This is a genomic window from Bacillus sp. FSL L8-0152 (assembly GCF_038006365.1).
Classification (GTDB): domain Bacteria; phylum Bacillota; class Bacilli; order Bacillales; family Bacillaceae_G; genus Bacillus_A; species Bacillus_A cereus.
The window spans coordinates 2854729-2880744 of record NZ_JBBOVB010000001.1 but is presented as its reverse complement, the minus strand read 5'-3'; the positions used below and the strand labels follow the sequence as shown (position 1 = coordinate 2880744).

The window sequence follows — 26016 nt, the reverse complement described above, 5'->3', positions numbered from 1 at the left end:
CTCGAAAATAAAAAATGAATGAGATGGAAACGTAAATTTAGAGGAGGGAATAAAATACATGAAACATAAAATTGCTGTACTGGCAGATGTACATGGAAATGCAACTGCTTTAAAAGCAGTTATCGAAGGTTCTATGAAAGAAGGTGTGACTGATTATTGGTTTTTAGGAGATTTAATTATGCCTGGTCCTGGATCGAATGATTTGTTTGAAATATTAGAAAGTATTAACGTTGATACTTATGTACAAGGAAACTGGGAAGATAGTTTTCTTGACGTTCTTAATAAAAATATTGATATTGATAACGCAACTGATATTTATGTTTCTAGATTAGTTCAGTATCAATGTGAAAACCTGGATGAAAACTATATTAAACATGTTAAAAATTTACCATTACATATAACAAAACAGGTTAATGATTTATCAATCAGTATTAGTCATAATCTACAAAATAAAAATTACGGAGGAGATTTGTGGCCCACTAATAATCAGGAACAGTTTGATCGGCTATTTGATCGTGATTATGATATTGCGATTTACGCTCATACCCACCATCAATTGTTGCGCTATAGTAGCAATGATCAATTAATTATTAACCCAGGAACAGTTGGACAACCTTTTTACAAGTGGAATAAGCTAAACTCTGACTTGCGTGCTCAGTATGCAATTCTTGAAATTGATGAGGCAGGGATTACTGATGTGAGGTTTAAAAAGGTTTTTTACGATGTAGAAAAGGAATATAAAAATGCCATGAATAAAAATCTTCCTTACATTGATTTATATCGTGAGCTGTTAGAGACAGGAAAAACTCATACGCATGATATTGAATTATTACAAGAAATTAATGACAAATATAATTATAAAGATGAAGTAATTAAGTTTATCGAGAAAATCTGATAGGAATTTAATAGAAAGAAATGAACATTGTTGAATGTTAGGTTAGTAATGATTTTTACATAATACATAATCAAGAGTTATTTTATAATGAAACTTAGATGTAAAATGATTTTTGTATTTTATATTGATTGAAAACAAGCATCCCCCTGTCCTAGGTATATGACGGGGGGATGCTTGTTTTTTTAAGGCTTCACATCTAAGTTCTGTAAAAATAAAGTTGCTGTTACGTAACGCTTTGCTAACATTTGTACATAAGCGGTATGTACAGAAAGGGTCGCAATGATAATAGCGTTACGAATTGCTTCGCGTTGTTCGTTATTAATTTGATCGAACTTGCTTGCGATTTTATCAGCTTTTTCTTTTACGATGTTTTCAATTGTATGAACTGTATCTGTTGCATTTAGTTGTAAGCAATTCCCTTGATTGAGTTCTTCAAATAGAGAAGAGTATGCTACATATAAATGAACAGGATTGATTAAATCATCACTTCGATCGGCTGGGTCATTAACGATAAGGCGTAATAGCTTACGAATTGATTCAAAATCAAGTGCTGTTTTTAAATCTTCGACAATAAATAGTAAGGCTGCTTGTTCAATCGAATATTTTTTCCCTTTTTGAGGAGAGCCAATCATTTCTTTTATATCTCGTTTCACCCAGTTTTGCATAGCAGTTACAGAGAAACTTGTGTTTTCAATCTGATTTCCAAGCGCAACTATTTCATTTAAAGAAAAACCGACATCAGTATCGTCAATTTTAATCAGCTTTTCAAAAATAGGAGAAAGTGCGGTAGTAATAAAAGCTGTAACGCTTTGTCCGCTTTCAATATCTTTTTTATGTGACTTTGCCCAAGCTTCTTGTAAAATACCGAGAGGCTTTTTCGTATTCCATCCTCTTAGTGATAGAAGAAGGGTAGCCATTTCGTTTCGTGTGAGATGAAATGTTTCCATCTTTTCACCTCCAAAATAATAAAAAGTTCTTATGAACTTATAATATGTTTTGTTTCATTTAAAGTCAATTCTGTTTTGCTTAATTTTTCCTTTGTCACCAAACTGTTGAAAGTAAATAATACTTGCATATTTCGACAAAAGTTCATATAATAAGTTCATAAGAACCTTTAAAATGTTCTTAAAAACAAATCTATCATTCTGAATTTACTAGAAAGATAGATTTCACATATATCTATATAAAAGGAGAATGGATATAATATGTTGAAAAAACTTGTAGCAGTAATGACAGCATTCATGGTTATCTTTGGGGCTAGCAGCTTTATGTTCGTAGATCATGCAGCAGCGAAAAGTTACAAATCTGGTAAAAAATCATTTACACCAAGTTCAGGTCAAAAGTCAAAAGTTGATTTAAACAAAAAAGACTCAAATGTAAATTCTCAAAAAACGACTCCAGATTCAAAAACGAAAGCAACAAACACAGCACCAAAAAGTAATAAAGGAAGCTTTATGAAAGGTTTATTACTAGGTGGTCTTGGTGGTTTACTAATGGGTAGCTTATTTGCAAATATGGGAGCTCTTGGTTCTGTATTAGCATTTATGGTAAATATGTTAGTAATGGCTGGTATCGTAATGTTAGCAGTTCGTGCATTTAAATACTTCAAAGACCAACGTAAAAAGAAGGCAGATGAAGTAGCATGGAAACAATAAAAATTTCTGAACAAGAATTAATAAATGCGCTTTGCGTATATATAGCTGAAAAAAGACAAGTGGGTCCAGAAGAAGTGTTAGTTGAACTCATGTATGACGATGACTACGGTTTCTCTGCGGAAGTAGAGGTAAATGGTCGCCAGCAAATTTTAATTCAAGCAAACTTAATCGAAGCATTACGCTTATTGCTTGACAGAGAATATAATGTCAATTCATTCGCAGCGAGATTACAACTTGAATTAGATGATGAAGAAGGTATTTACGCATTAGCGAAATTTAATAGTGATGAACAATAAGACTGTTAGGGCTTTATGCTCTAGCAGTTTTTTATTTTAATTTATATTTTTAGTATGTTTCCTATTTTAGGATAAAATTCAATTTTTAATAAACTGATGAATTGGTAAAAATATGTTATTCTTATTAAGAATGTTTTATGTTAATAGGAGGATATTATGAAAAAGAAATTATTAGCAACAATTGCTGCGGTATGTTTATCTTTAACTGCTTGTAATTCAACGGAGCAAACAAAAGATGTACAAGCGAATGAAAAAAAAGATAAGAATACTGAACAGCAAACAGCAACAACTAGCCCGAAAGCTAAAGAGATAAAAGAAAAAAGTGCAGTGGAGAGATTATCACAAGATCATAGTGTTTCGTTAGAAGGTGATGGTGCGAATTCTTCTGATTTTTTTGAGTTAAAATCCGGATTTGTTATTGCGGAAGTAGAACATACAGGAGAAAGTAATGCAATTCTAGAGTTAAAAGATGAACAAGGTAATGACTCTGGTTCACTTTCGAATTTTATTGGTAATGGAAAAGAAAAACGTGTAGTTTTATTAAACAAGAGTGGAAAATATTTTATTAATCCAATGGCAGATGGTCACTGGAAAGTGAATATGTCTCAGTCTATTCCAATAGATAAAGTAGTAACAGCTCCAGGAACAATTAGTGGTCACGGATCTGATGTTGTTTTTGTGAAACTTGAAAAAGGTTTGAAAGAATTGCATGGTGTACATAAGAATGGTGAAAGTAATTTTGTAGTGGATTTAAACGATAGCATGATATTTAATGAAATTGGTGCTGCCGATACTACGAAAAAAGTACCTGTAAAAGAAAATGGTATACATATATTCACTATTCAAGCTGATGGTGATTGGACAATCGAAGTGAAATAATTTGAAAAGCTCTCCTTATGTTTTTGATAAGGGGAGCTTTTTGACAAATAAGTCTTATTAAATAATTTCTTGTTGTTTATAGAAATCTTTATCATTTGTTTGGAATTTATGCCATAAATCATTCATCTTTCGTCTACCGATATCTACCATCGGATTAAACTGAATTGCAGCTTTCTGACGAACAGAGTGAACGTTTTGAATGGCGTGATATAATTGTTGGTCGACTATATCATGTTGTTCACCTGCATATTTAGCAATAGATAGACCTGCAACAGTTCCTTGCGCCATCGCAATTTTTCCGCTTTCAATGCCTGTAATATTGCCAGCTACAAATAAACCAGGAAGAGGGGTTTCCATTGTTTCGGAATGGAGAGGAACGTGTCCACCTAATTCTGAAATGTAATGGAAGGGACAACCAGCTACAGCTGCAAGTTCGGCAAGTGGGTATAATCCCCCAGCAATACAAACAAAATCTGCTTCATATATTTTCTCTGATCCATTAATAACATTTCCTTTAGAGTCAATATTAGCAATGCGTACACCTTCAACTTGATCTGTTCCGATAATTTCAAGAGCTGCTTTCCGAAGGTGAAGTGGCGTTCCGTTTATTTTCATTCCGCTGTTTGGATAGAATGTTAATCCAGCTTTTCGAATCCAATCATATTTCATAAAGTGGCTACCTATTCGTAAAATAGCAGAAGGAGCGAGATGTGCTGCATTTAAAAGAGAGTTTAAAACTTCTTCAGGTTCACCAGCTTTTTGACTTAACTCGCTTTTTTCAGGGAGTACAATATGATCTACTTTAATTCCCGCTAATTGCAATTCACTTAAAATGGCGAAAGACAAAATGTTAGCACCAATAATGATTCCTTTTTTTCCAACTTGCACGCGATGAACATTTGTCATAACTTGAGCTGCTCCAATTGACATCACTCCTGGAAGTGTCCAGCCTGGAAGGGGAATAGAATATTCCGCAGCACCAGTAGCAAGTAGTACGAAAGGTGCTTCTAACGTACCGATATTAGTATGTACAAACCAATTGTTTTCATCTTTATCTAAATTATAGACCGAAACACCGCACCTGATATGTACTGAAAGTGATTCTGCTTCTTCATGAAGTCGCTTCGATTCCTCTATTCCGTTCCACCATTCTCCAGTAGGCTCTTGATGCAACTGTCCTAACAATCTCCCACCCGGCTTCATAAATTCATCAATAACGAGCACTTTTAGTCCGAAACGAGCACAAGAGATAGAAGCAGATAATCCCGCTGGTCCTGCACCAATGATAATTACATCACTCATCGTTTTTTCACCATCTCTCTCACGATATTCGGATGCTGTTTCCCGCTTTCAACAACCATGTTTTCTTCTACAACAGTTAAGCATGCGCGTACATTTGTTTGATTATTTACTGTCACGCGGCATTCAGAACAGTGCCCAATATTACAATAAATACCTCGCGGTGTCCCGCTATCTTCATGAACTCTTAATGTCCGTATTTCATTTGCTAACAGGGCAGCAGCTATCGTTTCATGTTCATATGCTTCGTATTGATGACCGTTAAATTGAAAAGTAATACGCTCACTACTTTGTAAAGTACCTAAAATAGGGTGATGTGTAATTCTACTCATTTACTTTCACCTACCGATCCAAAAGTAACTGCACGTATTGGTGGTTGATATTTTAACGGTAGTTCATTAAGAGTTACGTCAGGATTCGCATTTTCAATCATTCGATCTATCATTATTCTGCATGTACGACCACCGCAAAATCCCATGCCAGCACGTGTTCTTAGTTTTAATTCTCTTGCCGAGCAGTTATATTCAGCAATTGTCGATTGAAGTTGTCCGTATGTAACCTCTTCACAACGACAAACGATTAAGTTGTTTTTATTGGTCATGTGTATTCCTCCTCTAGTTCGGTTTGCACAAATTATATATGCAAAAATCATGCCAATATAGAGGAAGGAGAGAGAGCTACCTGTAAACGCCTAATCGGTGCATACTGCTTCTTTATTGAAGTCCAAGTTTTTTTAAACGGTTATATAAAGTAGCCCTTGTTACGCCAAGTTGTTTTGCACATTCTAATTTATTCCCATTTAAAATTCGTAAAGCCCTTTCAATAACTTTTTTCTCATGCTCATCCATCTCTTCTTGTAAAGAAAGGATTGTATTATTGTTGCTGAGTAATAAGGAATGAGCTGTATGATTGTCTAAATTTTCGGTTGTATGAAATGGTAAATATTCTTGTTTTATAATTCCGTCTGTCGCAAATACCACAAGTCGTTCAACAACGTTTCGAAGTTCGCGAATATTACCTGGCCAATTGTAATGAAGCAGTTCATGCATAATGCTTGAAGGTAAGTCACGAATTGGTCTGTTATAGTTGATTGAAAAATCGTTTAAGAATGAGTATGTGAGTTCGATAATATCCTCTCGTCTTTCACGCAGCGGTGGAATATGCAGGCTAACTACATTTAAACGATAATATAAATCTTCTCGGAAAGTTCCTTTTCTCATTTCTTCTTGTAAATCCCGATTTGTAGCAGCGATAATGCGGAAATCAATATTAATTTCTTTTTCTCCGCCAACTCGGTAATACTTTCGTTCTTGTAGTACACGTAACAGTTTTACTTGCATATCGAGCGGCATTTCGCCAATCTCATCGAGGAATAAAGTACCGCCTTGCGCGAGTTCAATTTTACCTTTTTTTCCTTTACTATTTGCTCCAGAAAACGCCCCACGCTCGTAACCGAATAATTCACTTTCAAATAACGCTTCTGGAATTGCCCCGCAGTTAATCGAAATGAAAGGCGCCTTCGCTGCCTCACTTGCTTCATGAATTGCTTTCGCAAATACTTCTTTTCCAACTCCGCTTTCCCCAAGTATTAAAACAGTTGATTTCACCGAACAAACTTTTCTAGCTAATTGTATCGTTCTTTGTATAACAGGACTTTTCCCATTCATCGCAAGGAATGGATCGGATTCATCTTTATACTTTGCCACTTCTTGTTCTAAACGGTGCATTTCATGTGACATATTAAATAGTTTTTCATTTAAAGCGACTTGATTTGTAACATCTGTTTCTGAAACGACTGCTCCTATAATTTCATCATTACAATAAACTGGATTTGAATTAATTAATACGAATAAATCGGGACGAGGCTGATGGAACTGAGCGACTATGCTTTTTCCATCATGTAAAGATTGTAAAATTTCCAAGTCTTTATAATCAAAAAAACGAGTAATCGGTTGCCCAATAATTTCATTATGGTTGACTGAAAATATTTTTTCAGCACCATCTGTCCAAGTTCGAACGCATTCTTTACTATCAATGACTGTAACAGAAGAGTCAGTTGTTTGTATTACGGTGTCATAAAATGCCTGTAGTTCATTGTAGGACTTATAAAGAAATGGAATCATTTGCTGAGAAGTTATACAGCATATCGGCTCATCGTTTTCGTTAAGGATGATAACAGCTAATTCATAAGAAAAAGCGTCAATTAGTGCAGTGAATGAGTCATCTACATAAATAATGGCGCAATTATATTCATCTGTAGTAGAAGGGAGATAATAAAACCTTTCGTTTACTTGCTTAATGTGATTAAGGCTACATGTATGATCGATTAAAACACGTTCCAAAAACTCTTGTATAGTCGGAAATGAAAATGCCATAATGCCCTCCTGTTATGTATAAAAATTTTGACAGTGATAAAAAAATAATACACCTATTTGCTGTAAATTTAAATTATTTTTACAAATAAAAATATTGTTTATGGAAATTGTATATATGAAGAATTGGCACGTCAATTGCATAAAAGAAAGTGAGAGGTTTAGGGAAAGGAGGAGTATATTGTGAGGCACTGCGACGTTTTAATTATAGGTGGTGGAATAATAGGGTGTTCTATCGCTTATTACACTTCAAAATACGGAAGAGACGTAACAATCATTGAAAAAGGAGAATTTGTCAGCGGGACGTCTTCACGGTGTGATGGGAATATTTTGGCCATTGATAAAGACCCGGGATTTGATAGTCAAATGTCTTTAGTAAGTCAAAAATTAGTAACTGATTTAAGTGAAAAATTAGAGCATTCATTTGAATATAGGGCACCAGGAAGTATTCTCGTATGTGAGTCAGACGAAGAGATGGAAGCTGCACAGCAATGGGTAGATCGGCAAAAAGAAGCTGGATTACCGTTTCGAATGCTTGATAGGCAAGATATAAGAGAAGAGTCGCCTTTTTTTGCTGATGATTTATTAGGCGGTTTAGAATGTGCGACGGATTCAACTGTGAATCCATATCTCCTTGCTTTCTCGCTTCTGTCAGAGGCACAAAAGTTTGGCGCAAAAGCCTTTAAGCAGACCGAAGTAAAGAGTATGAAAATAGAGACGAATGGTTCATTTGTTGTAGAAACTACGAATGGTACTTTTACAGCAAAACAAGTTGTAAATGCAGCCGGTGTGTGGGCTCCTAAGATTGGTCAGATGTTAAATGTAAATATACCAATTGAACCGAGAAAAGGGCATATTATAGTAGCATCAAGGCAACAACATGTAGGATGCCGTAAAGTAATGGAATTCGGTTATTTAATTTCTAAATTTGGCGGAAAAAGAAAAGTAGATGTTTTAACTGAAAAATACGGGGTTGCGCTCGTATTTGAGCCTACTGAAAGTCAAAATTTCTTAATTGGAAGTAGTCGTGAATTTGTAGGGTTTCATACGAGAATAAACAATGAAGTCATTAAATGTATCGCAAATAGAGCGATTCGCTTTTATCCGAAAATGGCAGATATGATGGTAATTCGTTCTTACGCTGGTTTACGTCCGTGGACAGAAGATCATTTGCCGATTATTTCACGAGTGGAACATATTCCGAATTATTTCATTGCCGCTGGACATGAAGGGGATGGGATTAGTCTTGCAGCAGTTACTGGGAAAGTAATTGAAGAGTTATTAAATGAAAAAGAGACAATTATTCCTATTGAACCACTTCGTTTGAGTCGTTTTACAGAAAGGGTGTTAAACGGATGAGGTCACAAAGAGTCTTTACGACTATTGATACACATACGGGCGGGAATCCAACGAGGACATTAATTAGCGGACTTCCAAAGTTGATTGGAGAGACGATGGCAGAGAAGATGTTACATATGAAAAAGGAATATGATTGGATTCGAAAATTGTTAATGAATGAACCGCGTGGTCATGATGTAATGTCAGGGGCATTATTAACAGACCCATGTCATCCTGAGGCTGATATAGGTGTTATATACATAGAGACAGGTGGATACTTACCGATGTGCGGTCACGATACAATCGGTGTATGTACAGCGTTAGTTGAATCAGGTTTAATTCCAGTAGTTGAACCGATTACTTCTTTAAAACTAGATACCCCGGCTGGCTTAGTGGAAGTAGATATTGCTGTTCAAGATGGAAAAGCAAAAGAGGTATCTTTCTGTAACATACCAGCTTTTTTATTGAAAAATATTACTGTACACGTCAAAGACATTGGAACTGTAGAGGCTGATATTGCGTATGGAGGGAATTTTTATGCCATTATTGATGCGAAGTCAGTAGGCCTAGAATTAGTACCAGAAAATGCATCTACAATCATCGATAAGGCGATTCATATAAGAAACACAATTAATGAGAAGTTTGAAATCATTCATCCAGAGTATTCGTTTATTAGAGGATTAACACATGTTGAATTTTATACAGATGCTACTCATGAATGTGCGCATGTGAAAAATACAGTTGTTGTACCACCAGGCGGAATAGATCGATCCCCATGCGGTACAGGAACATCTGCGAAGCTAGCTGTATTATACGCTCAGAAAGAAATCAAAATTGGTGAAGAGTTCATTCATGAGAGTATCGTTGGTTCTTTATTTAAAGGATATGTCGTGAATACGACACATGTTGAAAATATTGAAGCTGTCATAACGAAAATTACGGGATCAGCTTGGCTTATGGGTATGCATAAATTTTTTTACAATGAAATGGATCCACTCAAAGAAGGATTTTTGCTAATTCCGCCGATGGAACATGAAACGGAGGATATAAAATGAACATTCAAAAAATGTATACAGCAGTAGACGTACATGTAAATGGCGAGGCATTTCGTGTAATGAAAGACGTACCATGCAAATACTACTACAGTTTGGAGCAATTAAATGAACAATTTTCAGGTGAATTAGCAGAAGAGATGAAGCTTTTATTAAATGAACCACGTGGTTTTATCGGTTTGAATGGGTGTATTGTCGTTCCATCTATCCATAATGAAGTGGATGCAGCTGTATTATTTTTTAATCATGAAGGTTCGATTCCGCTTCATTATGGGGGCATTGTTGCGGTAATAACGATGTTACTCGAAAGTGGGTATTTAAAAAAGAGAGAGTCCAATCAATACAAAATTGAAACGTTATCTGGAATATTTTTAGTTCATGCGTATGTAGAGAATGATGAAGTTATATCTGTTTCGTTTGAAAGCAAACTTTGCTATTTGATTGAGGAAAATTTACAGGTTGGTAATGTAAGTTATTCTCTCATACAAGCAGATAAAGTATATGCAGTTGTAGAAAAAGGTGCGTATTCGCCAGAAATTCGTGTTGAAAACATTTCAGAATTGAAAAGATGGGGAGAAGCTACACTGCAGGCTATACAAAAACAGTCGCTAATAAAAAGGCTTATTTTAGTAGATCCTTCGCAAAAAGAAAAGAACCATATAAAGTCGATTACATTTCATGAAGATAACTTTATCGTACGTTCGCCAGGTTTTGTTTCTACTATCGTTTCCTATGTTCATGCATTATTTAAAAATGATTATATGGCGGATAAACCTTTTAAAAATGAAAGTATATTTAATAGTTTTATAACTGTGGAAAAAGTGAAGAAGGAGGAACTAGGATACATTTTCCGTTTTGAAAGTAGAGGATTTATTACAGGGATGCAGACGTTTCTATTAGACCCTACGGATCCGTTTCCGGCAGGATTCTTATTAAAATAAAATGTGATAGGGAGAGATAAATATGCAAAAAATTAAAGGGGCATTTCCAGTATTAATAACACCGATGGATGAATTTCAGGAAATTAATTGGGATGGGGTAAAACAAAATGTAAATTACTTTATCGAACAAAAGGTTGCAGGTATTATCATTAATGGAAGTACAGGAGAGTTTGTAAGTTTATCAAAAGAAGAACGATTTAAAATGGTAGAAACTGTGTTGAAAGAAATTGATGGCCGTATTCCAGTCATTGTTGGAACTGCAGCAGAGACCACAAAAGAAACAATTGAATATACGAAACATGCAGAAGCGCACGGAGCGGATTGTGCATTAATTATAAACTCTTACTATTGTAAACCGAAGGAAGAGGAGATTTATTTTCATTTTAAAGAAATCTCAAACTCTGTAAATATACCAATTATGCTATACAATAACCCATTTACTTCTGGTGTCGATATGAGTACAGAGCTAATGCTCCGTATTGGAAAAGAGTGTGAAAATGTTACACATATTAAAGAATCTAGCGGAGATATTCGAAAAGCGAGAGGTTTAGTAAGACAAAGTGAAGGGGCTTTCCAAGTCTTCTGTGGTTCTGAAGATTTAGTTATGGAATCATATTTAGTTGGTGCTTCGGGATGGGTTTCAGTAGCAGGAAATATCGTTCCCGGTCTCGTTACAAAAATGTATGAGCATTTTCAAAATGGTGAATTAGAAAAGGCGTGGGAAATAAACGATGCTATTTTACCACTTTGCGAGTTTCTTGAAGGATCAGGGAAATATGTTCAAATCGTTAAACGTTCCATGGAATTACATGGGCAAGCGGGAGGACCTTCTCGCTATCCAAGACTAGGATTAACTGTTGACGAAGATCAAAAGCTTCAAACGATTTTATCAAATATTGCAGCTCATGCAGCTGTTTAAATAAGGAGGAGAACATAATGTTAAAGACAAATATTGAGCTGAAACCAAAAGTGGAAGCGTTTTTAAATGAAGAAATTAAAATGTTTATTAATGGCGAATTTGTTTCTGCTATTGGCGGAAAGACGTTTGAAACATACAATCCAGCAACAGAAGATGTTCTAGCAGTCGTATGTGAAGCGCAAGAAGAGGATATTGATGCTGCAGTAAAAGCAGCAAGATCTGCATTTAAATCTGGTCCGTGGGCAGAAATGACTACTGCTGAAAGAGCGCATCTTATTTATAAGTTAGCAGATTTAATTGAAGAACATAGAGAAGAATTAGCGCAACTAGAAGCTTTAGATAATGGAAAGCCATATCAAGTAGCACTTGATGATGATATTTCAGCGACTGTAGAAAATTATCGTTATTACGCAGGATGGGCTACAAAAATTATTGGGCAAACAATCCCAATTTCAAAAGATTACTTAAATTACACGAGACATGAACCTGTAGGTGTTGTAGGTCAGATTATTCCGTGGAACTTTCCGCTCGTTATGTCTTCTTGGAAAATGGGAGCTGCACTGGCGACAGGTTGTACGATCGTATTAAAACCAGCAGAGCAAACACCTTTATCCTTACTATATACAGCAAAACTCTTTAAAGAGGCTGGATTTCCAAACGGTGTTGTAAACTTTGTACCAGGCTTTGGTCCTGAAGCAGGAGCAGCAATTGTAAATCATCATGACATTGATAAAGTTGCTTTTACAGGATCTACTGTTACAGGAAAGTATATTATGCGTCAGTCTGCAGAAATGATTAAGCATGTAACGTTAGAGCTTGGCGGCAAATCACCAAACATCATTTTAGAAGATGCGGACTTGGAAGAAGCAATTAATGGTGCATTCCAAGGTATTATGTATAATCATGGTCAAAATTGTAGCGCAGGATCACGTGTATTTGTTCATCGTAAACATTATGAAACTGTAGTAGATGCACTTGTGAAAATGGCGAACAACGTAAAACTTGGAGCAGGTATGGAGAAAGGAACGGAAATGGGTCCACTCGTATCTAAGAAACAACAAGAGCGTGTGTTAAATTACATTGAGCAAGGGAAGAAAGAAGGTGCTACAGTTGCGGCTGGTGGCGAACGTGCGCTTGAAAAAGGTTATTTCGTTAAACCAACTGTATTCACAGATGTTACAGACGATATGACAATCGTTAAGGAAGAAATATTTGGACCAGTTGTTGTTGTACTTCCATTTGATTCGACAGAAGAAGTAATTGAACGAGCGAACAACTCATCCTATGGCCTTGCTGCGGGTGTATGGACGCAAAATATCAAAACGGGTCATCAAGTGGCAAATAAATTAAAAGCAGGAACAGTGTGGATTAATGATTATAACTTAGAAAATGCAGCTGCACCATTTGGTGGATACAAACAATCTGGTATTGGCCGCGAATTAGGTTCATATGCGCTTGATAATTATACAGAAGTGAAAAGTGTTTGGGTAAATATAAAGTAATAGGGTGTTTTACTGACAAAAATTGAGGGATGAAATAATGAAAGATGCGGACAACTAGAAAGTTTGATAATAGTTGTCCGTTTTCTTATATACAAAATTGCTTTTCAAAAGAATGATAAGGGGGATTTGGATGGAGAATTTAGTAGAATGGTTAGTAGGGCAAGTGTGGAGTATCGGTTTAGTTGTTTTTGCATTAGGGGCAGGCGTATATTTCACGATTGCAACACGTTTTTTGCAAATTCGTTATTTTAAAGAGATGATTAAACTATTATTTGAAGGAAAGAGTTCCGAGACGGGAATATCATCTTTTCAGGCATTTTGTTTAGCCTTATCAGGAAGAGTTGGAATTGGTAATATTGCAGGGGTAGCGACAGCGATCGCTTTCGGCGGGCCTGGAGCTGTATTTTGGATGTGGGTAATGGCTTTGTTAGGGGCAGCGAGTGCGTTTGTTGAATCAACATTATCTCAAGTATACAAAAGTAAAGTAGGGAATGAATATCGCGGCGGTACTCCATATTTCATTGAGAAAGGTTTAAAAATGAAATGGTTTGCAGTCATTGTAGCGGTAGTTGTAACACTTTCATATGGCATGTTATTACCAGGTATTCAATCTAGTAGTATCGCAGTTGGATTCGAAAACTCTAATGGTATTAACAAATATATAACTGGTATATTTTTAGTCGTGTTACTAGCGGCAATTATTTTTGGTGGTGTAAAGAGAATTGCTGGCGTTTCTCAAATGCTTGTTCCATTTATGGCAATTGGTTATGTAATTGTTACATGTATCATATTAATTGCGAATGTAACGGAGATCCCAAGTATGTTTGCTTTAATTTTCTCTAGCGCATTTGGTGTAAATGAAATGTTTGGTGGAATTGTTGGTGCAGCTATTGCATGGGGTGTAAAACGTGCTGTATTTTCAAACGTTGCTGGTGTCGGAGAAGCGACGTATAGTTCGGCTGCTGCTGAAGTATCGCATCCTGCAAAACAAGGATTAGTTCAAGCGTTTTCCGTATATATCGATACAATTGTCGTATGTACAGCGACAGCTCTTATGATATTAATTACAGGTATGTATAATGTTATACCTGAAGGGAAAAGCACTATTGTAAAAAACATAGGAAATGTGGAAGCAGGTCCAATTTATACGCAACAAGCAGTTGAAACTGTGATGACAGGGTTTGGTCCAATATTTATTTCAATTGCAATTTTCTTTTTTGCATTTACAACGTTACTCGCTTATTACTATATCGCTGAAACGACACTTACTTATTTAGATCGTCAATTGAAGTATGGCTGGTTAAAACCAGTTTTAAAATTTGGATTTTTAATTATGGTTTACATCGGTAGTGTTGAATCAGCGTCGCTTTTATGGAATCTCGGAGATTTAGGAATCGGTAGTATGGCATGGTTAAACTTAATCGCGATTCTATTATTAAGTAAAATCGCATTAAAAGTGTTAAAAGACTATGAAAGGCAGAAAAAAGAAGGGAAAGATCCAGTATTTAATCCTAAAAATGTGGGGATTGAAGGATTAACATTTTGGGAAGAAAGAAGTAAAGAGGTTGAAAGAAAAAGTTCTAGAGAAAAAGTTATTGTAGATGATAATTTAAAATTATAACGTAAATTAACTGAAAATTCTTAATTTAAAAGAAGGTATATTGCCTCCATTTCATCGCATACTACAATAGGTATGGATAATATGACTGGAGGGAATAAGATGGAACATGAGCAACATAGTTCGATAAATGATATTCTACATCATTATAAAGAAGGTATAGGTAGTTTTACAAATCAAATTCCTGAAATCGCTGAGACATATAATGCGTTCACGCAAGCTTGTTTTCAAGAGGGTGCTTTAACAAAAAGAGAAAAACAACTTATTGCATTAGGAATTAGTTTAGCAACGCAAGATGAGTATTGTACAATTTATCATACAAAAGGTTGTCTTGATCAAGGATGTTCGGATAAAGAGATTCTGGAAGCATGTGGTGTTTCAGCAGCATTTGCTGGCGGAGCTGCGATGAGTCAAGCGGTAACTTTAGTGCAAGAGTGTTTAACAGAACTGAAAAATCAAAAGCATTGAATAAAAAACGTTTTAAACTTTATGTTTAAAACGTTTTTTATGTGAAATTAAATTTGAGTATAAACATTATCTAGGATGGGTTCAATTTTTATCGTTTTCAATTTGTATTCAATTTAATATTCTATATCTTCATAAATAGATTTTCCTACATCAGGAAGAATTGTGTATATACTCTTACCGATTAAAGCTTCTAATTCTTTCTTAATCGCATAAAACCCTTTCCAATGTAAAGATGTATGAGATGTTGTACCATGACGCAAACCAACGGAAATTAATCTTCTTTCCAGCGTAGTAAAGCCATCTGCGTCAGCAAGAGCGTCACAAAGAGTAATTACTTTATTATATAAGTCGTAGTTACTATGTTCATTCAATATTGCAACTAATCGGCTTTTCATATGGTCAGGAACGAGACTCCATTCCGCTGCGATATCTATATGTTCATTTTTACAGGGAAATGAGTGTGTCACACAAATAATGGCGTTTCCTGTATATCCTAAATCATTCATATACATATAACCATCATAGGAATGAATGACCGATTTGGTAAAACCTTTGTATCTTCCGATATCATGCAAAAGGGCAGCGTTATATGCTATGTCAGCATCTAGCTTGTACCCTTTTTTTATAAGTTCTATAATTATGTTTTCAGTTGCATGAGCAACATGTAGTGAATGTTCAAACCAAGGGCCCGGGTTTTGTTCATATGCCCATTTGAGTAATTCTTTTGCGTACGTTCTATCTAATATATATTTCATATCGTTATCCTTTCAAAAAAAATCATATCTTAATATAAATTCATCTTATTATTTCATTATTCCTTCTTTAAAAATTGTTACAATGAAACAAAAGGGGGAAAAGTAATGCGAAATTTAGTAATTGAAGAAATTAAGAAACTAGAAAATGATATGGAAGAACTTTCGAAACTTTTGAAAATGGTTGTAAATGATGGGGCATCAATTGGTTTTTTGCCTCCACTGGAACAAAAAGACGCAACAAAGTATTGGCAAACAGTATTAGCGCCAGAAGTGATATTGTATGTGGCTAAAATAAACAACGAAGTAGCAGGGAGTATTCAATTACAATTAGTTACAAAGCCTAACGGAATTCATAGAGCCGAGATTTGTAAATTAATGACTCATCCAAACTTTAGACGTAACGGTATTGGACGATCGCTTATGCAAAAAGCAGAGGAACGAGCAAAGCAAGAAAACAGGTCTCTTTTAGTATTAGATACTAGAGAAGGAGATCCTTCCAATAAATTGTACAAATCACTAGACTACCAAGAAGTAGGAACAATACCAGGGTATGCAATTTCTCCGAATGGAAAGTTAGATGCTACGGTTATTTATTATAAAAACATTTAAGGTATAATCAAACGGGGAGAGTGCTTAATTATTAGTAAGTGAATAATAAACGACTATTTTTAACACAGTCTATATTTTTCTGGCGGTGTTAAAATAGTTAATTATAATCTAATTAACGCACTAAATGAATTTGAGAAAGTTTTTAGAGGGTTCTTTTAGTAATGATTCTCGTCTTATAATAAATGTAGAGAAGATGACTAGGCAACTATAGTTATTTTCGCTTTATTATTGGAAGGGGATGAAAGAATGAAAAAGAATAGTTTACAAAAGATGAAGAAAGTTATTTTAAGTGGTGGCGTATTACTTACGGGATTATTAACATTTGGATTTTCAGAAAAGGCTTCAGCTCATGGATATGTAGAATCACCAGCGAGCCGATCTTATTTATGTAAGCAAGGGGTAAATGTAAATTGTGGACCGATTCAATATGAACCACAAAGTGTAGAAGGGATAGGTGGATTTCCGCGACTAGGACCTTCTGATGGACAAATTGCAGGGGCTGGTCATTTTCCTGCGTTAGATGTTCAAACTGTAGATAGGTGGAAGAAAGTTACGTTAAATGGCGGAACGAATACATTCAAGTGGAAACTTACGGCTCCTCATAGTACAAAAGAGTGGAAATATTATATTACGAAAAAAGGTTGGAATCCAAATAAACCTTTAACGCGATCAGATTTAGATTTAGTGCCATTCTATGTGAAAAATGACGGTGGAGCTAGACCAGGGACAACAGTAACGCACGAAGCAAATGTACCAACTGACCGTAGTGGATACCATCTTATTTTAGCTGTTTGGGAAATTGCAGACACTGGAAATGCGTTTTATCAAGTTATAGATGTAAACCTTTTGAATAATGGCTTAGCTTCAAATTTCGCTTTTAACAACGTAGTGCAAACTCCTACACTATTTTAATTGAAACATATATTTCGATCATCTAATTCATTTTAGATGATTTTTTTTATGAAAATGATGAAAAATATAGAAGAAAGTGCAATTATTTATAAAAAAATATGCTTTAAATATTGTCATATTTGCTTCTTTAAGATATCCTTTTCATGAAGAGGTGGAAAACATGGAAAAAGTACTAGTTTTCGGGCATAAAAACCCAGATACAGATGCAATTTGTTCTGCAATTGCTTATGCAGAATTGAAAAAAGAATTAGGAATGAATGCTGAGCCTGTACGTTTAGGCGAAATCAGCGGTGAAACTCAATTTGCGTTAGACTATTTTAAAGTAGAAGGACCGCGTTTTGTTGAGACAGTAGCAAGCGAAGTGGACAACGTTATTTTAGTTGACCATAACGAGCGTCAACAAAGTGCTAACGATATCGAATCAGTTCGTGTGTTAGAAGTTATTGACCATCACCGTATTGCTAACTTTGAAACAAGCGATCCTATATACTATCGTTGTGAGCCAGTTGGATGTACAGCTACAATCTTAAACAAAATGTACAAAGAAAATGGCGTTACAATTCGTAAAGAAGTTGCAGGTTTAATGTTATCTGCAATTATTTCAGATTCTTTACTATTCAAATCTCCAACTTGCACAGAACAAGACGTAGCAGCTGCTCGTGAATTAGCGGAAATCGCTGGTGTAGATGCTGATAGCTACGGCTTAGAAATGTTAAAAGCTGGTGCTGACTTAAGCGGAAAAACAATGGAGCAATTAATCTCTCTTGACGCTAAAGAATTCCAAATGGGTAATGCGAAAGTTGAAATCGCACAAGTAAACGCTGTTGATACAAACGACGTTCTTGTACACCAAGCGGAACTTGAAAAAGTAATCTCTGCAGTAGTAGAAGAGAAAGGTTTAGACCTATTCTTATTCGTTGTAACTGATATCTTAACTAACGATTCTGTCGGTCTTGCGATCGGTAAAGCAGCAAACGTTGTTGAGAAAGCATACAACGTATCACTAGAAAACAACACAGCTACTTTAAAAGGTGTTGTATCTCGTAAAAAACAAATCGTACCAGTATTAACAGAAGCATTCCAAGCTTAATTTTATTGAGTACACATAAACAGCAAGGACAAGTAGTCAGATTGGCTACTTGTCCTTTTTTATCTCTAAAAAACAGAAAATTAAAAACGGGAGGATTGTGTATGTTGAATGATTTGGAGAGTAAATTACAGTCACTTTTAGAGCGAAATATTACGTCGGTTTCAGAATTAGAGAGCTGGCTTTCGGAGGAGCTGCGTTTAAACGCAGAAATAGAAGAAGAGTTAACGATCAATTTAATCGCTATGTATAGAGATACAAAAGATAGTAATATACGTGATATACATATGTATAACCAAAATGAAATTCAGCCACTTTTAAAAAGATACAATGCAAAATTTGACCAGAAATTTAGAGATTGTCCGTTTTCTGATTTATTAGATGAGCAGAAATATGGATTTATGAAAAAAGCAAGATTTGTGAAGAGTGAAATGTTTAATGAAAAGAACATAGCGCTTTCCGTTAAAGAGCAAGAACTTATTACGAAATATAGAGAAATAATGTCTAACATATCTATTAATTGGGAAGGCGAGCAAAAGACGTATGCATACGTAAAAGCAAGGATAGATAACCCAAATAGAGCTATTCGTGAAAAAGCTTGGTACGCTTTATGCGAAGCAAGAAGTATAGTAAAAATAGAAATAGATTGTATTATGAAGGAACTCGTACAATTGCGGAATCAGATGGCTTTAAATGCAGGGTTTAATAATTATAGTGAGTATGCTTTTAAACAAAAAAATAGAGATTACAGTATTGAAGATTGTTATAAGTTTCATGAGTCGATAGAAAAGTGTGTTGTACCAATTTGGAAACAGTTAGGAAGTCTTTTTAAAAAGAATCTTGATGTAAAAACGTATCGTCCTTGGGATCTTGCTCCTTGTAATTTGCAAAAATCTTCATTTGAAAATTACATTGATTTATTGGATGGGGTTGAAGAAATGTTTCGGAAGACAGATTCATGTTTTCATGAGGAATTTACTCATATAAGGGAAGCGGGATTAATTGACGTACAAGAACGGAAAAATAAAGCATCAGGAGCTGCTTGCTTTACCTTACCTCATAGTAAAGACGTTTTTATTTATTCTAATTTTAGTCCGTCATTTTATGCAATTCATGCATTAATACATGAATTGGGGCATGCATTACATTTTCATAAACAATTTAACAATGAAAGTAGTATGCAGGAAAGATACCTTCGTGAAGAGGTGGCGGAACTTTATTCCCTTAGCCTGGAGTTATTATTAATGGATAAGCTTACTATTTTTTATACGCAAGAGGATGATTATAAAGAAGTACAGCGAGTTCAATTATATCGTACTTTATCGTTATTAATATCGTCAGTTTCAGGAGATGTATTCCAGCACTGGCTTTATACAAATCCAAATCATTCACCAGAAGAGCGAGATGAGAAATATATTGAACTATGTAAAAGGTATCAATATTCATCAGTTGATATTGCAGGAGTAGAGAATGAAATTGGTTCTAGTTGGTTCGAGTCATTTCACTTTGTTCAGTTTCCTTTTTATAAAATTGAATATGCAATTGCACAAATAGGAGCGATTCAATTGTTTCAAATTTATCGAGAGAATCCGGAACAAGCGATTACTTTCTTTAAAGAGGGAGCGAGTTCAGATTGGAATTTATCTATACAGGAAATATATATAAATACAGGTGTTGCGTTTGACTTTTCGGAAGAAAGGATACAAAGTACTGCAAGGGCTATTTTAGATTTGATTAACGAATTAAAATAAGGATAGCGTTAGCTATCCTTACAATTGTTTATTCGTAAGATTTTTTCTTGTTTATATAAAATGTGATTATCGCAGTAATGAAGAAAATAGGTATCGCATACACTTGCCCAACAAATAACTTCCAGCCGACATAATTGTAGCCTTCAGATGCTGGGATGATAACGGAAATAACGCAAACGATAAAATAGACTAATAGTGCAGGGATAATATTTTTCATTTTTACGAACCTCCTTTTTAATTTTTATTCGCACATCATAATATTGTGATTTGTTTTTATTATTTTGAAGAAAAAAAGAAAAATTTTTATGGTATTATAATATTTGCATTGAGAGTGATCCATAGCACTTATATGGTAAAATGTGTAATTAAAACTTTCAGAATTATTATATAGTATTTCGAGAGAAAAATGTACAAAATAATGGATTTTATTTATTGAAGTAAAGGGAGTAGAAATATATATGAAAAGGCTATGTATAATTCCATGTGGAAAAAAGAAAATTTGGGATAAGCATTCAAACTACGGACCGATGGAAGCAAAAGATGTATATATTAGTCCGTTCGGAAAAGCATGTCAGGCGTACGCATCCATGTTTTTCGAAAACTGGGTTATATTATCAGCGAAACATGGATTTTTAAGGCCAAATGATATTGTATTAAAAAACTATGATCTTGCATTTGATTCAAAAAGCGATGAGGTAATAAGTATAGAGAAATTACAAAAACAGATGGTAGATAAAAGTTTACTACAGTTTGACGAAATCGTCTTACTAGCAGGGAAGAAGCATAAAAAAGTAGTGACAAAGTTATATCCAGAAGAAATGATTACATATCCGCTAGAGGGGTGTAAAGGAATTGGGTATATGTTGCAGAGGTTAAAAGAGGCAGTGAAGGAGGAGGCGGAAATATAGGTATAGTTTCGGTCACCATGATCTTAAACTTTATTTAGGAAACTTAAAAGTAAAATAGAGTTTTTAAGCATCGCCAAAAAGGTGATGCTTTTTTGTTCGTGTTACCATTCAAGTTAATACAATTTAGAGAATAAAGAATCCGATTTGTGAAGTGACATCTCTTTTTTAATCGAAAACGAATTGCCTTCACTTTTAGAAAATGTATGACGTATTGGTCTGGAAATATCGATAAATTTACAGCTTGGTTAGATTCACGTAAGTGGTACTATGAGTATGTGAGATAAGACTAATTATTATATAATCTTCTAACTCTACTTATGATATGGAGAAAATAGACTAATATACAAGCCTTTGTATACTTTCAAACATAGAATATGATGAATTCTATTTAGGAGGAAGTATATTCATGAGGAATACTTGTCATTGTGGGCATTCCCGAAATTGTAATAAATTTTGGGATGATTTAATGTTTGGGAGATGTAGATGTAAACGCAGAGATTTTCACGAATGTTGTTGCAAAGAGAAACCGAAATGTGAGTGTGAAAAATGTCATTGTAAAACAAAACCGAAATGCCATTGTAGGGATGAAGAGGAAGGGAATTAATAATAAAAAAGAGTACGATACTGAAGTGACCCCTAAAAGTTAGACACGGTTATTTCATTAGGCAGCTTGATAAAAGTGAGTCCGGTATTGTACTGGGCTCATTTTTAATTTTGCCTTAATCCGTTTCGTATTATAATAATCTATATATTTTTCTAATTCTATTTTAAAGTGCTCTACATTTTCAAATTCTTTTATGTAGAGGAACTCCGACTTCATAATCCCAAAGAAATTTTCTATTACTGCGTTGTCGTAACAGTTGCCTTTTCGAGACATACTCTGAACGATAGCTCTTGATTCAAGTGTAAGGACGTACTGTCTCATTTGATAATGCCATCCTTGATCCGAATGCATCAGTAGCTGGTGGGTTTCAGGTAAACGTTCCAATGCTTTCTCTAACATGTCTGAAACAAGCGAATACGTCGGTCTAGAACCAATTGTATAGGTAATAATTTCACCATTATACAAATCTAATACAGGTGATACATACAGTTTTTCTCCAAACAATTTAAACTCTGTGATGTCTGTTACCCACTTTTGATTCGGTGCATCTGTATAAAAATTACGCTCTAAAATATTAGGTGCAATTCTACCGACTTTTCCTTTATAGGATTTATATTTCTTCATACGCACAACACACTTTAACCCAAGCTCTTTCATAATGCGCTGAACCTTCTTGTGGTTCACTTTCTGGCCACGATTCGTTAATTCATCACGAATGCGACGGTAACCATAACGACCTTCATTTTCCTCATAAATCGCTTTAATCTCAGCTTTCAAATCGGCATCTAGATCTGGACGATTCATTTTCTTTACTAAATCATAATACGTGCTTCGAGGAATAGTAGCTAGCTCCACGAGTGCCTTGACCGAATATTTATGCCTTAATTCGTAGACTACTTGCGCTTTGTCTTGTTTTGTGATTTTTCCTTGTTTTGAACTAAGGCATTTAACTTTTTTAAGTACTCATTTTCCATCTCAAGCTGTTTAATGCGTGCTTCAAGTGCTTCGACTGACCCTTCAGCTAAAGGTTGTTTTAATTGTTTATTTGAATCTTTTTTCATGGATGGACGCCCCTTTTTCTTAGATTGAAGGGCATCAATATCAATTCCTTGTGTTTCGAGCTGTTTTTTCCAAACAGAAATCGTTGAAGGGGCAGGAATATTAAAGATAGCTGCCGTCTCAAATAAGGACATACCGTTTTCAATCATAAAGTTTAGTACGTCTAGTTTAAATTGTTGTGTGTAATTTGTACATCGTTTTAGAAAAGCTTCCAGACCATTCTGTTTATATTGGTTTACCCAATTCAAAATGATTGTGTCACTTATACCGAGCGATTTACCTATTTCTCGATAACTTTCATTTCCGTTCAAATAACGTAGAACGATTTGTATTTTTTCATCAGCTGTAAATTTAGCCATAGAAAAACTGCACCCCCAATTGTTAGACTGTGTCTAACAATTGGGGTGCAGTTCATACGTACTCTTTTTTTGGGGGGGAATTATAATCCATCTTGAACAGATTTCTTTACAATTACCCATGTGTCTTTCTTTTTAACCGTTATAGCTACATTAGTTCCATTAGATTCCTTATAAAAGATATATCCATTGTTTGAGTTTACATATGTTACTGGTTCGCCTATGCAATCTCGCGAGCAGGATTTGTTGACCAATTCAATTAGGGATAGTTCGCTTGGATCGGTTTTGCTTGCTTCTATAACAGCATCAAGGCTTGTTTTTCGATAACCTTGCAAGTTTATATGAAAAAGCTGCTCTATTTCTCCTGTAATGCTAGTATTCATTACTTCTACTGAATTCTTTTTTTCTTGAAGAAAGCCGTTTTCATAAAGTAATTTTGTATAGCCAATCCATGCTATTAATACTAGCATGAAAAACATACCCGTCAGTTTAAGTATTCGAAGTCGTTTGCTTATAATTGTTTCTGAGTATTTCATTCAGTCTAATCCTCCAATGTTTTTAATTTAAAATATGCTTGGATACGTATTTTTAGAAGAGGATGAGGGTGAATGAGTTTTCAATAAAAAAGAAAACATCTAGAGTTAGATGCTTTCTTTTTTGTATTTTTCGCTATCTGTTAGTTACATGTTTCATAAGTGGTCTTATTTCTTTAACCGGTGGTTTCTTATCATAGGCATCAACGTAAGAAAAGTAGTAGTTTAAGTTTCTTAGAAGACCTTTTCCTATTTTTGCACTTAAGAAAGGAAATACTTGTCCGGTATAATCATCGAGAGATTTACAGTAATATTTTTCGTCTAAATATATGCTGTATTTACATGTTAGTTCTACTAAAGAATTACCTTCATCATCAAATACTTCTTTAGAATCAATAATATCTATTAGTGCAAATTTTTCATTTAGGTAAACTTTCTTTTTTTTCTCGTGTTTATTTGTGAGTATAAAAACGAGACCAATGGCGTTAATCAAACTATTTCCTCCTATAAAAAACGGATATTAATAAAATATATCGATATAAGCTAAATGTAAAGAGGAGAGGTGAAATATCATGGATAAAAATAAGTCGATTTATGTTGGGAAATCGACTTATTTTTATCCAGTATTAATGAGTAGTAACCTACTCTGATTAAAGTTTCACTTTATTGAAAGACTTGCGGGAATTGTTTTACGATTGCGTTTGTTATCATGTCAGCCATTTCTAATGCTTCTTTTTCAATTTTATCGTAAAGTTTTACTCCTGCTTCATAATCTTTATTTAGGAAGGCAAGTGCTTCTGCTTTCGTTAGTGCTAAATGTTCATAAAACATTTTTCTAAATTCTTCTTTATCTATATATGGGTTGATACTGTTAAGAAATTCAATAATTGCGTCACCATTAGCGTACCATTTTTTCTCTATAGCGGCCGCTGCATTTTGATTACCAGCTTTTGCGGCTTTAACAAGATCCGCTGCAATTACTAAGTGATCTTTAATTAATGCACTATATTTTTTCACTGCATCCTCACCGTAAAATGGTTCAAGTGATAGACCCATATGTGTTGCGTTTTGTAGAAGCCGTCCAACAGTAACGTTAACATCTGGTAAATTAAATACAATACTTATAATAGCCAATCTCGTCCAAGCGACGTGTTGTTCCCATAAAGAACGCATATACCCTTTTAAAAAATTCTCGTTTTTACTAATTCGGTAGTTACGCACGGATAAATCATAGTTTACATAAGGGTTATGGTAGGGGGAGTAATACGATTGCCAATAAGAATACATAAATAGTAACACTCCTTTGAACATGTATAACTCAAAGTATGATAAATATTTATTTTTAGTTACGTGTCCTAGATTATTTTTAGGGAATTTGAAATGGAGAAATTCAACGAATGATGTTGTGGTATATATGAATAAAATGAATATAAAGTAAAAGAGGGTCTGCAAGGGAAGTTGCAGACCCTCAAAAGGGTATTGCCGAGATGTCGGACTCGACTACGTAATGTTATCATAAAATTCTTTTGAAAAAACCTGGTAAATGTGTCCAAATGAAATTGGTACCGTCATAAAGTCAAAGGGACCTGCTTCCCGCGGCAGGCCCCATTAACTAGATAATGTCGATGAGCAAAAACTCATCTAGAGTACTTTTATAGTAACAAGTAAAATGTGTTTTGTGTATTGAGAAAGAAGAATTGCATAATTATATGTGAACAATTTAGATCCCAACAATTAATGATTATCATTAATTGTTGGGATCTAAATATGGTTATAAAATGGAGAAAAGACTTGGAAGTGAGATCGAGGTACACAGAAGTATGTAATCATGAAAAAGACCTGCTAATATAAGCAGGTCAACTTAAGGGGTTTATCCAACAGATTATTATATATGGTAACAACTGAATTGTAGTAAGTCTATACGTTTAATATTGAGAAAACTTCTGTGAATGATACATTTTTTGCGCATATATTAACGTCTAAAAAGTTGAGAAAGAAAATGTAAAAGCTTTTTATAAGAGAATAATGGCTGGTACTTATAGTATGATTCATATTTCCACGCATCATTATTAGAGAATTGGAGTTGTGTTGTTTTCTTTTTTGTTGTGATGGAACTCATATTACGATGTTTCATATAGAAACCTCCTGAATTTATATGTATACGATTAGTAGTATTCAAGAAAGGGAAATAAAATGAATATTTAAATT

29 protein-coding genes and 1 pseudogene are annotated in these 26016 nt (G+C 34.6%); 18 read left to right on the top strand and 12 right to left on the bottom strand.

The window, feature by feature from the left end; genetic code table 11:
• Nucleotides 1-58 precede the first annotated feature (58 nt).
• A complete protein-coding gene (locus MHH27_RS14495) occupies nucleotides 59-895 on the top strand; it encodes a metallophosphoesterase family protein (protein ID WP_340943053.1) in 837 nt (278 codons plus the stop codon).
• A gap of 182 nt (nucleotides 896-1077) precedes the next feature.
• On the opposite strand, the gene MHH27_RS14490 is transcribed toward MHH27_RS14495, so the two are convergent.
• A complete protein-coding gene (locus tag MHH27_RS14490) occupies nucleotides 1078-1842 on the bottom strand; it encodes a DUF1836 domain-containing protein (RefSeq protein WP_000447231.1) in 765 nt (254 codons plus the stop codon).
• A gap of 258 nt (nucleotides 1843-2100) precedes the next feature.
• Between MHH27_RS14490 and MHH27_RS14485 the strand changes: the two genes are divergently transcribed.
• The 3 genes from MHH27_RS14485 (at nucleotide 2101) to MHH27_RS14475 (ending at nucleotide 3725) form a co-directional block, all read left to right on the top strand.
• Nucleotides 2101-2550 carry a hypothetical protein gene (locus MHH27_RS14485; RefSeq protein ID WP_000914478.1) on the top strand — a complete coding sequence of 150 codons (450 nt, stop codon included), beginning with the start codon at nucleotides 2101-2103 and terminating at the stop codon, nucleotides 2548-2550.
• Nucleotides 2538-2846 carry a YxcD family protein gene (locus MHH27_RS14480; RefSeq protein ID WP_000447760.1) on the top strand — a complete coding sequence of 103 codons (309 nt, stop codon included), beginning with the start codon at nucleotides 2538-2540 and terminating at the stop codon, nucleotides 2844-2846. The genes MHH27_RS14485 and MHH27_RS14480 overlap by 13 nt, the downstream gene beginning before the upstream one ends.
• A 156-nt stretch (nucleotides 2847-3002) precedes the next feature.
• A complete protein-coding gene (locus MHH27_RS14475) occupies nucleotides 3003-3725 on the top strand; it encodes a hypothetical protein (protein ID WP_000727976.1) in 723 nt (240 codons plus the stop codon).
• 57 nt (nucleotides 3726-3782) lie between these two features.
• Here MHH27_RS14475 and MHH27_RS14470 read toward each other — a convergent pair whose 3' ends face one another.
• The 4 genes from MHH27_RS14470 to MHH27_RS14455 form a co-directional block, all read right to left on the bottom strand.
• The gene (locus MHH27_RS14470) at nucleotides 3783-5027 is read right to left on the bottom strand and encodes an NAD(P)/FAD-dependent oxidoreductase (protein WP_001286084.1); all 1245 of its coding nucleotides are present in this window, start codon (nucleotides 5025-5027) and stop codon (nucleotides 3783-3785) included.
• Nucleotides 5024-5356 carry a (2Fe-2S)-binding protein gene (locus tag MHH27_RS14465; RefSeq protein WP_000087063.1) on the bottom strand — a complete coding sequence of 111 codons (333 nt, stop codon included), beginning with the start codon at nucleotides 5354-5356 and terminating at the stop codon, nucleotides 5024-5026. Before MHH27_RS14465 ends, MHH27_RS14470 begins: the two co-directional genes overlap by 4 nt.
• Nucleotides 5353-5625, bottom strand: coding sequence for a (2Fe-2S)-binding protein (locus MHH27_RS14460; protein ID WP_000182619.1), 273 nt, complete (start codon nucleotides 5623-5625; stop codon nucleotides 5353-5355). Before MHH27_RS14460 ends, MHH27_RS14465 begins: the two co-directional genes overlap by 4 nt.
• 112 nt (nucleotides 5626-5737) lie before the next feature.
• On the bottom strand, nucleotides 5738-7399 hold the full coding sequence (locus MHH27_RS14455) for a sigma-54 interaction domain-containing protein (protein WP_000885730.1): 1662 nt from the start codon (nucleotides 7397-7399) through the stop codon (nucleotides 5738-5740).
• A gap of 180 nt (nucleotides 7400-7579) precedes the next feature.
• Between MHH27_RS14455 and MHH27_RS14450 the strand changes: the two genes are divergently transcribed.
• The 7 genes from MHH27_RS14450 to MHH27_RS14420 all read left to right on the top strand — a co-directional run bounded on the left by MHH27_RS14450 (nucleotide 7580) and on the right by MHH27_RS14420 (nucleotide 15234).
• On the top strand, nucleotides 7580-8755 hold the full coding sequence (locus MHH27_RS14450) for an NAD(P)/FAD-dependent oxidoreductase (protein ID WP_001215274.1): 1176 nt from the start codon (nucleotides 7580-7582) through the stop codon (nucleotides 8753-8755).
• Nucleotides 8752-9789 (top strand): proline racemase family protein, encoded by a 1038-nt coding sequence (locus MHH27_RS14445; protein ID WP_001257537.1) that lies wholly within the window; start codon nucleotides 8752-8754, stop codon nucleotides 9787-9789. The genes MHH27_RS14450 and MHH27_RS14445 overlap by 4 nt, the downstream gene beginning before the upstream one ends.
• A complete protein-coding gene (locus MHH27_RS14440; protein WP_001025560.1) occupies nucleotides 9786-10727 on the top strand; it encodes a proline racemase family protein in 942 nt (313 codons plus the stop codon). The genes MHH27_RS14445 and MHH27_RS14440 overlap by 4 nt, the downstream gene beginning before the upstream one ends.
• Nucleotides 10728-10749: 22 nt before the next feature.
• Nucleotides 10750-11646 carry a 4-hydroxy-tetrahydrodipicolinate synthase gene (dapA, locus tag MHH27_RS14435; RefSeq protein WP_340943048.1) on the top strand — a complete coding sequence of 299 codons (897 nt, stop codon included), beginning with the start codon at nucleotides 10750-10752 and terminating at the stop codon, nucleotides 11644-11646.
• A gap of 17 nt (nucleotides 11647-11663) precedes the next feature.
• Nucleotides 11664-13148 carry an aldehyde dehydrogenase family protein gene (locus MHH27_RS14430; RefSeq protein ID WP_000920979.1) on the top strand — a complete coding sequence of 495 codons (1485 nt, stop codon included), beginning with the start codon at nucleotides 11664-11666 and terminating at the stop codon, nucleotides 13146-13148.
• A gap of 130 nt (nucleotides 13149-13278) precedes the next feature.
• A complete protein-coding gene (locus tag MHH27_RS14425) occupies nucleotides 13279-14769 on the top strand; it encodes an alanine/glycine:cation symporter family protein (protein WP_340943045.1) in 1491 nt (496 codons plus the stop codon).
• Nucleotides 14770-14841: 72 nt separating this feature from the next.
• Nucleotides 14842-15234, top strand: a complete 393-nt coding sequence (locus MHH27_RS14420) for a carboxymuconolactone decarboxylase family protein (RefSeq protein ID WP_001999958.1) — start codon at nucleotides 14842-14844, stop codon at nucleotides 15232-15234.
• Nucleotides 15235-15347: 113 nt separating this feature from the next.
• Here the strand turns inward: MHH27_RS14420 and MHH27_RS14415 are convergent, their stop codons facing one another.
• Nucleotides 15348-15989, bottom strand: a complete 642-nt coding sequence (locus MHH27_RS14415) for an HD domain-containing protein (protein WP_000875116.1) — start codon at nucleotides 15987-15989, stop codon at nucleotides 15348-15350.
• A 105-nt stretch (nucleotides 15990-16094) separates the two neighbouring features.
• Between MHH27_RS14415 and MHH27_RS14410 the strand changes: the two genes are divergently transcribed.
• The 4 genes from MHH27_RS14410 (at nucleotide 16095) to MHH27_RS14395 (ending at nucleotide 20348) form a co-directional block, all read left to right on the top strand.
• Nucleotides 16095-16598, top strand: a complete 504-nt coding sequence (locus tag MHH27_RS14410; RefSeq protein WP_001245255.1) for a GNAT family N-acetyltransferase — start codon at nucleotides 16095-16097, stop codon at nucleotides 16596-16598.
• A gap of 246 nt (nucleotides 16599-16844) precedes the next feature.
• Nucleotides 16845-17510: a lytic polysaccharide monooxygenase gene (locus MHH27_RS14405; protein ID WP_340943042.1), complete on the top strand. Its 666-nt coding sequence runs from the start codon at nucleotides 16845-16847 to the stop codon at nucleotides 17508-17510.
• Nucleotides 17511-17670: 160 nt separating this feature from the next.
• Nucleotides 17671-18600 carry a manganese-dependent inorganic pyrophosphatase gene (ppaC, locus tag MHH27_RS14400; protein WP_000416871.1) on the top strand — a complete coding sequence of 310 codons (930 nt, stop codon included), beginning with the start codon at nucleotides 17671-17673 and terminating at the stop codon, nucleotides 18598-18600.
• 101 nt (nucleotides 18601-18701) lie between these two features.
• A complete protein-coding gene (locus MHH27_RS14395; RefSeq protein WP_000930874.1) occupies nucleotides 18702-20348 on the top strand; it encodes a M3 family oligoendopeptidase in 1647 nt (548 codons plus the stop codon).
• 28 nt (nucleotides 20349-20376) lie between these two features.
• Here MHH27_RS14395 and MHH27_RS14390 read toward each other — a convergent pair whose 3' ends face one another.
• Nucleotides 20377-20565 carry a DUF4017 family protein gene (locus tag MHH27_RS14390; protein ID WP_000789485.1) on the bottom strand — a complete coding sequence of 63 codons (189 nt, stop codon included), beginning with the start codon at nucleotides 20563-20565 and terminating at the stop codon, nucleotides 20377-20379.
• Nucleotides 20566-20806: 241 nt separating this feature from the next.
• Here MHH27_RS14390 and MHH27_RS14385 point away from each other — a divergent pair, with 241 nt between their 5' ends.
• The 3 genes and pseudogenes from MHH27_RS14385 to MHH27_RS14375 all read left to right on the top strand — a co-directional run bounded on the left by MHH27_RS14385 (nucleotide 20807) and on the right by MHH27_RS14375 (nucleotide 21903).
• On the top strand, nucleotides 20807-21256 hold the full coding sequence (locus MHH27_RS14385; RefSeq protein ID WP_000824876.1) for a DUF6884 domain-containing protein: 450 nt from the start codon (nucleotides 20807-20809) through the stop codon (nucleotides 21254-21256).
• Nucleotides 21257-21465: 209 nt separating this feature from the next.
• Nucleotides 21466-21540 (top strand): annotated as a pseudogene (locus tag MHH27_RS14380) (N-acetylmuramoyl-L-alanine amidase C-terminal domain-containing protein); the annotation flags it as partial.
• 186 nt (nucleotides 21541-21726) lie between these two features.
• On the top strand, nucleotides 21727-21903 hold the full coding sequence (locus MHH27_RS14375; RefSeq protein WP_176545983.1) for a hypothetical protein: 177 nt from the start codon (nucleotides 21727-21729) through the stop codon (nucleotides 21901-21903).
• Nucleotides 21904-21917: 14 nt separating this feature from the next.
• On the opposite strand, the gene MHH27_RS14370 is transcribed toward MHH27_RS14375, so the two are convergent.
• The 5 genes from MHH27_RS14370 to MHH27_RS14350 all read right to left on the bottom strand — a co-directional run bounded on the left by MHH27_RS14370 (nucleotide 21918) and on the right by MHH27_RS14350 (nucleotide 25942).
• A protein-coding gene (locus MHH27_RS14370) for an IS3 family transposase (protein WP_340942218.1) occupies nucleotides 21918-23278 on the bottom strand; the annotation gives its coding sequence in 2 pieces (ribosomal slippage) (nucleotides 21918-22819 and nucleotides 22819-23278; 1362 coding nt in all).
• An 80-nt stretch (nucleotides 23279-23358) separates the two neighbouring features.
• A complete protein-coding gene (locus tag MHH27_RS14365) occupies nucleotides 23359-23811 on the bottom strand; it encodes a hypothetical protein (RefSeq protein WP_000877567.1) in 453 nt (150 codons plus the stop codon).
• Between the two features lie 133 nt (nucleotides 23812-23944).
• Nucleotides 23945-24301 carry a hypothetical protein gene (locus tag MHH27_RS14360; RefSeq protein ID WP_023522187.1) on the bottom strand — a complete coding sequence of 119 codons (357 nt, stop codon included), beginning with the start codon at nucleotides 24299-24301 and terminating at the stop codon, nucleotides 23945-23947.
• A gap of 170 nt (nucleotides 24302-24471) precedes the next feature.
• Nucleotides 24472-25095: a hypothetical protein gene (locus tag MHH27_RS14355; RefSeq protein ID WP_000287727.1), complete on the bottom strand. Its 624-nt coding sequence runs from the start codon at nucleotides 25093-25095 to the stop codon at nucleotides 24472-24474.
• A 685-nt stretch (nucleotides 25096-25780) separates the two neighbouring features.
• Entirely contained in the window at nucleotides 25781-25942 is a 162-nt protein-coding gene (locus MHH27_RS14350) for a hypothetical protein (RefSeq protein ID WP_000682745.1), read from the bottom strand.
• Between the last annotated feature and the right edge of the window lie 74 nt (nucleotides 25943-26016).

Coding starts and splice junctions, on each gene's coding strand:
- MHH27_RS14445 (WP_001257537.1), top strand. CDS start 8,752: ATGAGGTCACAAAGAGTCTTTACGACTATTGATACACATACGGGCGGG.
- MHH27_RS14390 (WP_000789485.1), bottom strand. CDS start 20,565: ATGAAAAATATTATCCCTGCACTATTAGTCTATTTTATCGTTTGCGTT.
- MHH27_RS14425 (WP_340943045.1), top strand. CDS start 13,279: ATGGAGAATTTAGTAGAATGGTTAGTAGGGCAAGTGTGGAGTATCGGT.
- MHH27_RS14440 (WP_001025560.1), top strand. CDS start 9,786: ATGAACATTCAAAAAATGTATACAGCAGTAGACGTACATGTAAATGGC.
- MHH27_RS14495 (WP_340943053.1), top strand. CDS start 59: ATGAAACATAAAATTGCTGTACTGGCAGATGTACATGGAAATGCAACT.
- dapA (WP_340943048.1), top strand. CDS start 10,750: ATGCAAAAAATTAAAGGGGCATTTCCAGTATTAATAACACCGATGGAT.
- MHH27_RS14470 (WP_001286084.1), bottom strand. CDS start 5,027: ATGAGTGATGTAATTATCATTGGTGCAGGACCAGCGGGATTATCTGCT.
- ppaC (WP_000416871.1), top strand. CDS start 17,671: ATGGAAAAAGTACTAGTTTTCGGGCATAAAAACCCAGATACAGATGCA.
- MHH27_RS14405 (WP_340943042.1), top strand. CDS start 16,845: ATGAAAAAGAATAGTTTACAAAAGATGAAGAAAGTTATTTTAAGTGGT.
- MHH27_RS14420 (WP_001999958.1), top strand. CDS start 14,842: ATGGATAATATGACTGGAGGGAATAAGATGGAACATGAGCAACATAGT.
- MHH27_RS14480 (WP_000447760.1), top strand. CDS start 2,538: ATGGAAACAATAAAAATTTCTGAACAAGAATTAATAAATGCGCTTTGC.
- MHH27_RS14465 (WP_000087063.1), bottom strand. CDS start 5,356: ATGAGTAGAATTACACATCACCCTATTTTAGGTACTTTACAAAGTAGT.
- MHH27_RS14455 (WP_000885730.1), bottom strand. CDS start 7,399: ATGGCATTTTCATTTCCGACTATACAAGAGTTTTTGGAACGTGTTTTA.
- MHH27_RS14475 (WP_000727976.1), top strand. CDS start 3,003: ATGAAAAAGAAATTATTAGCAACAATTGCTGCGGTATGTTTATCTTTA.
- MHH27_RS14350 (WP_000682745.1), bottom strand. CDS start 25,942: ATGAAACATCGTAATATGAGTTCCATCACAACAAAAAAGAAAACAACA.
- MHH27_RS14460 (WP_000182619.1), bottom strand. CDS start 5,625: ATGACCAATAAAAACAACTTAATCGTTTGTCGTTGTGAAGAGGTTACA.
- MHH27_RS14385 (WP_000824876.1), top strand. CDS start 20,807: ATGAAAAGGCTATGTATAATTCCATGTGGAAAAAAGAAAATTTGGGAT.
- MHH27_RS14395 (WP_000930874.1), top strand. CDS start 18,702: ATGTTGAATGATTTGGAGAGTAAATTACAGTCACTTTTAGAGCGAAAT.
- MHH27_RS14365 (WP_000877567.1), bottom strand. CDS start 23,811: ATGAAATACTCAGAAACAATTATAAGCAAACGACTTCGAATACTTAAA.
- MHH27_RS14355 (WP_000287727.1), bottom strand. CDS start 25,095: ATGTATTCTTATTGGCAATCGTATTACTCCCCCTACCATAACCCTTAT.
- MHH27_RS14490 (WP_000447231.1), bottom strand. CDS start 1,842: ATGGAAACATTTCATCTCACACGAAACGAAATGGCTACCCTTCTTCTA.
- MHH27_RS14415 (WP_000875116.1), bottom strand. CDS start 15,989: ATGAAATATATATTAGATAGAACGTACGCAAAAGAATTACTCAAATGG.
- MHH27_RS14485 (WP_000914478.1), top strand. CDS start 2,101: ATGTTGAAAAAACTTGTAGCAGTAATGACAGCATTCATGGTTATCTTT.
- MHH27_RS14430 (WP_000920979.1), top strand. CDS start 11,664: ATGTTAAAGACAAATATTGAGCTGAAACCAAAAGTGGAAGCGTTTTTA.
- MHH27_RS14410 (WP_001245255.1), top strand. CDS start 16,095: ATGCGAAATTTAGTAATTGAAGAAATTAAGAAACTAGAAAATGATATG.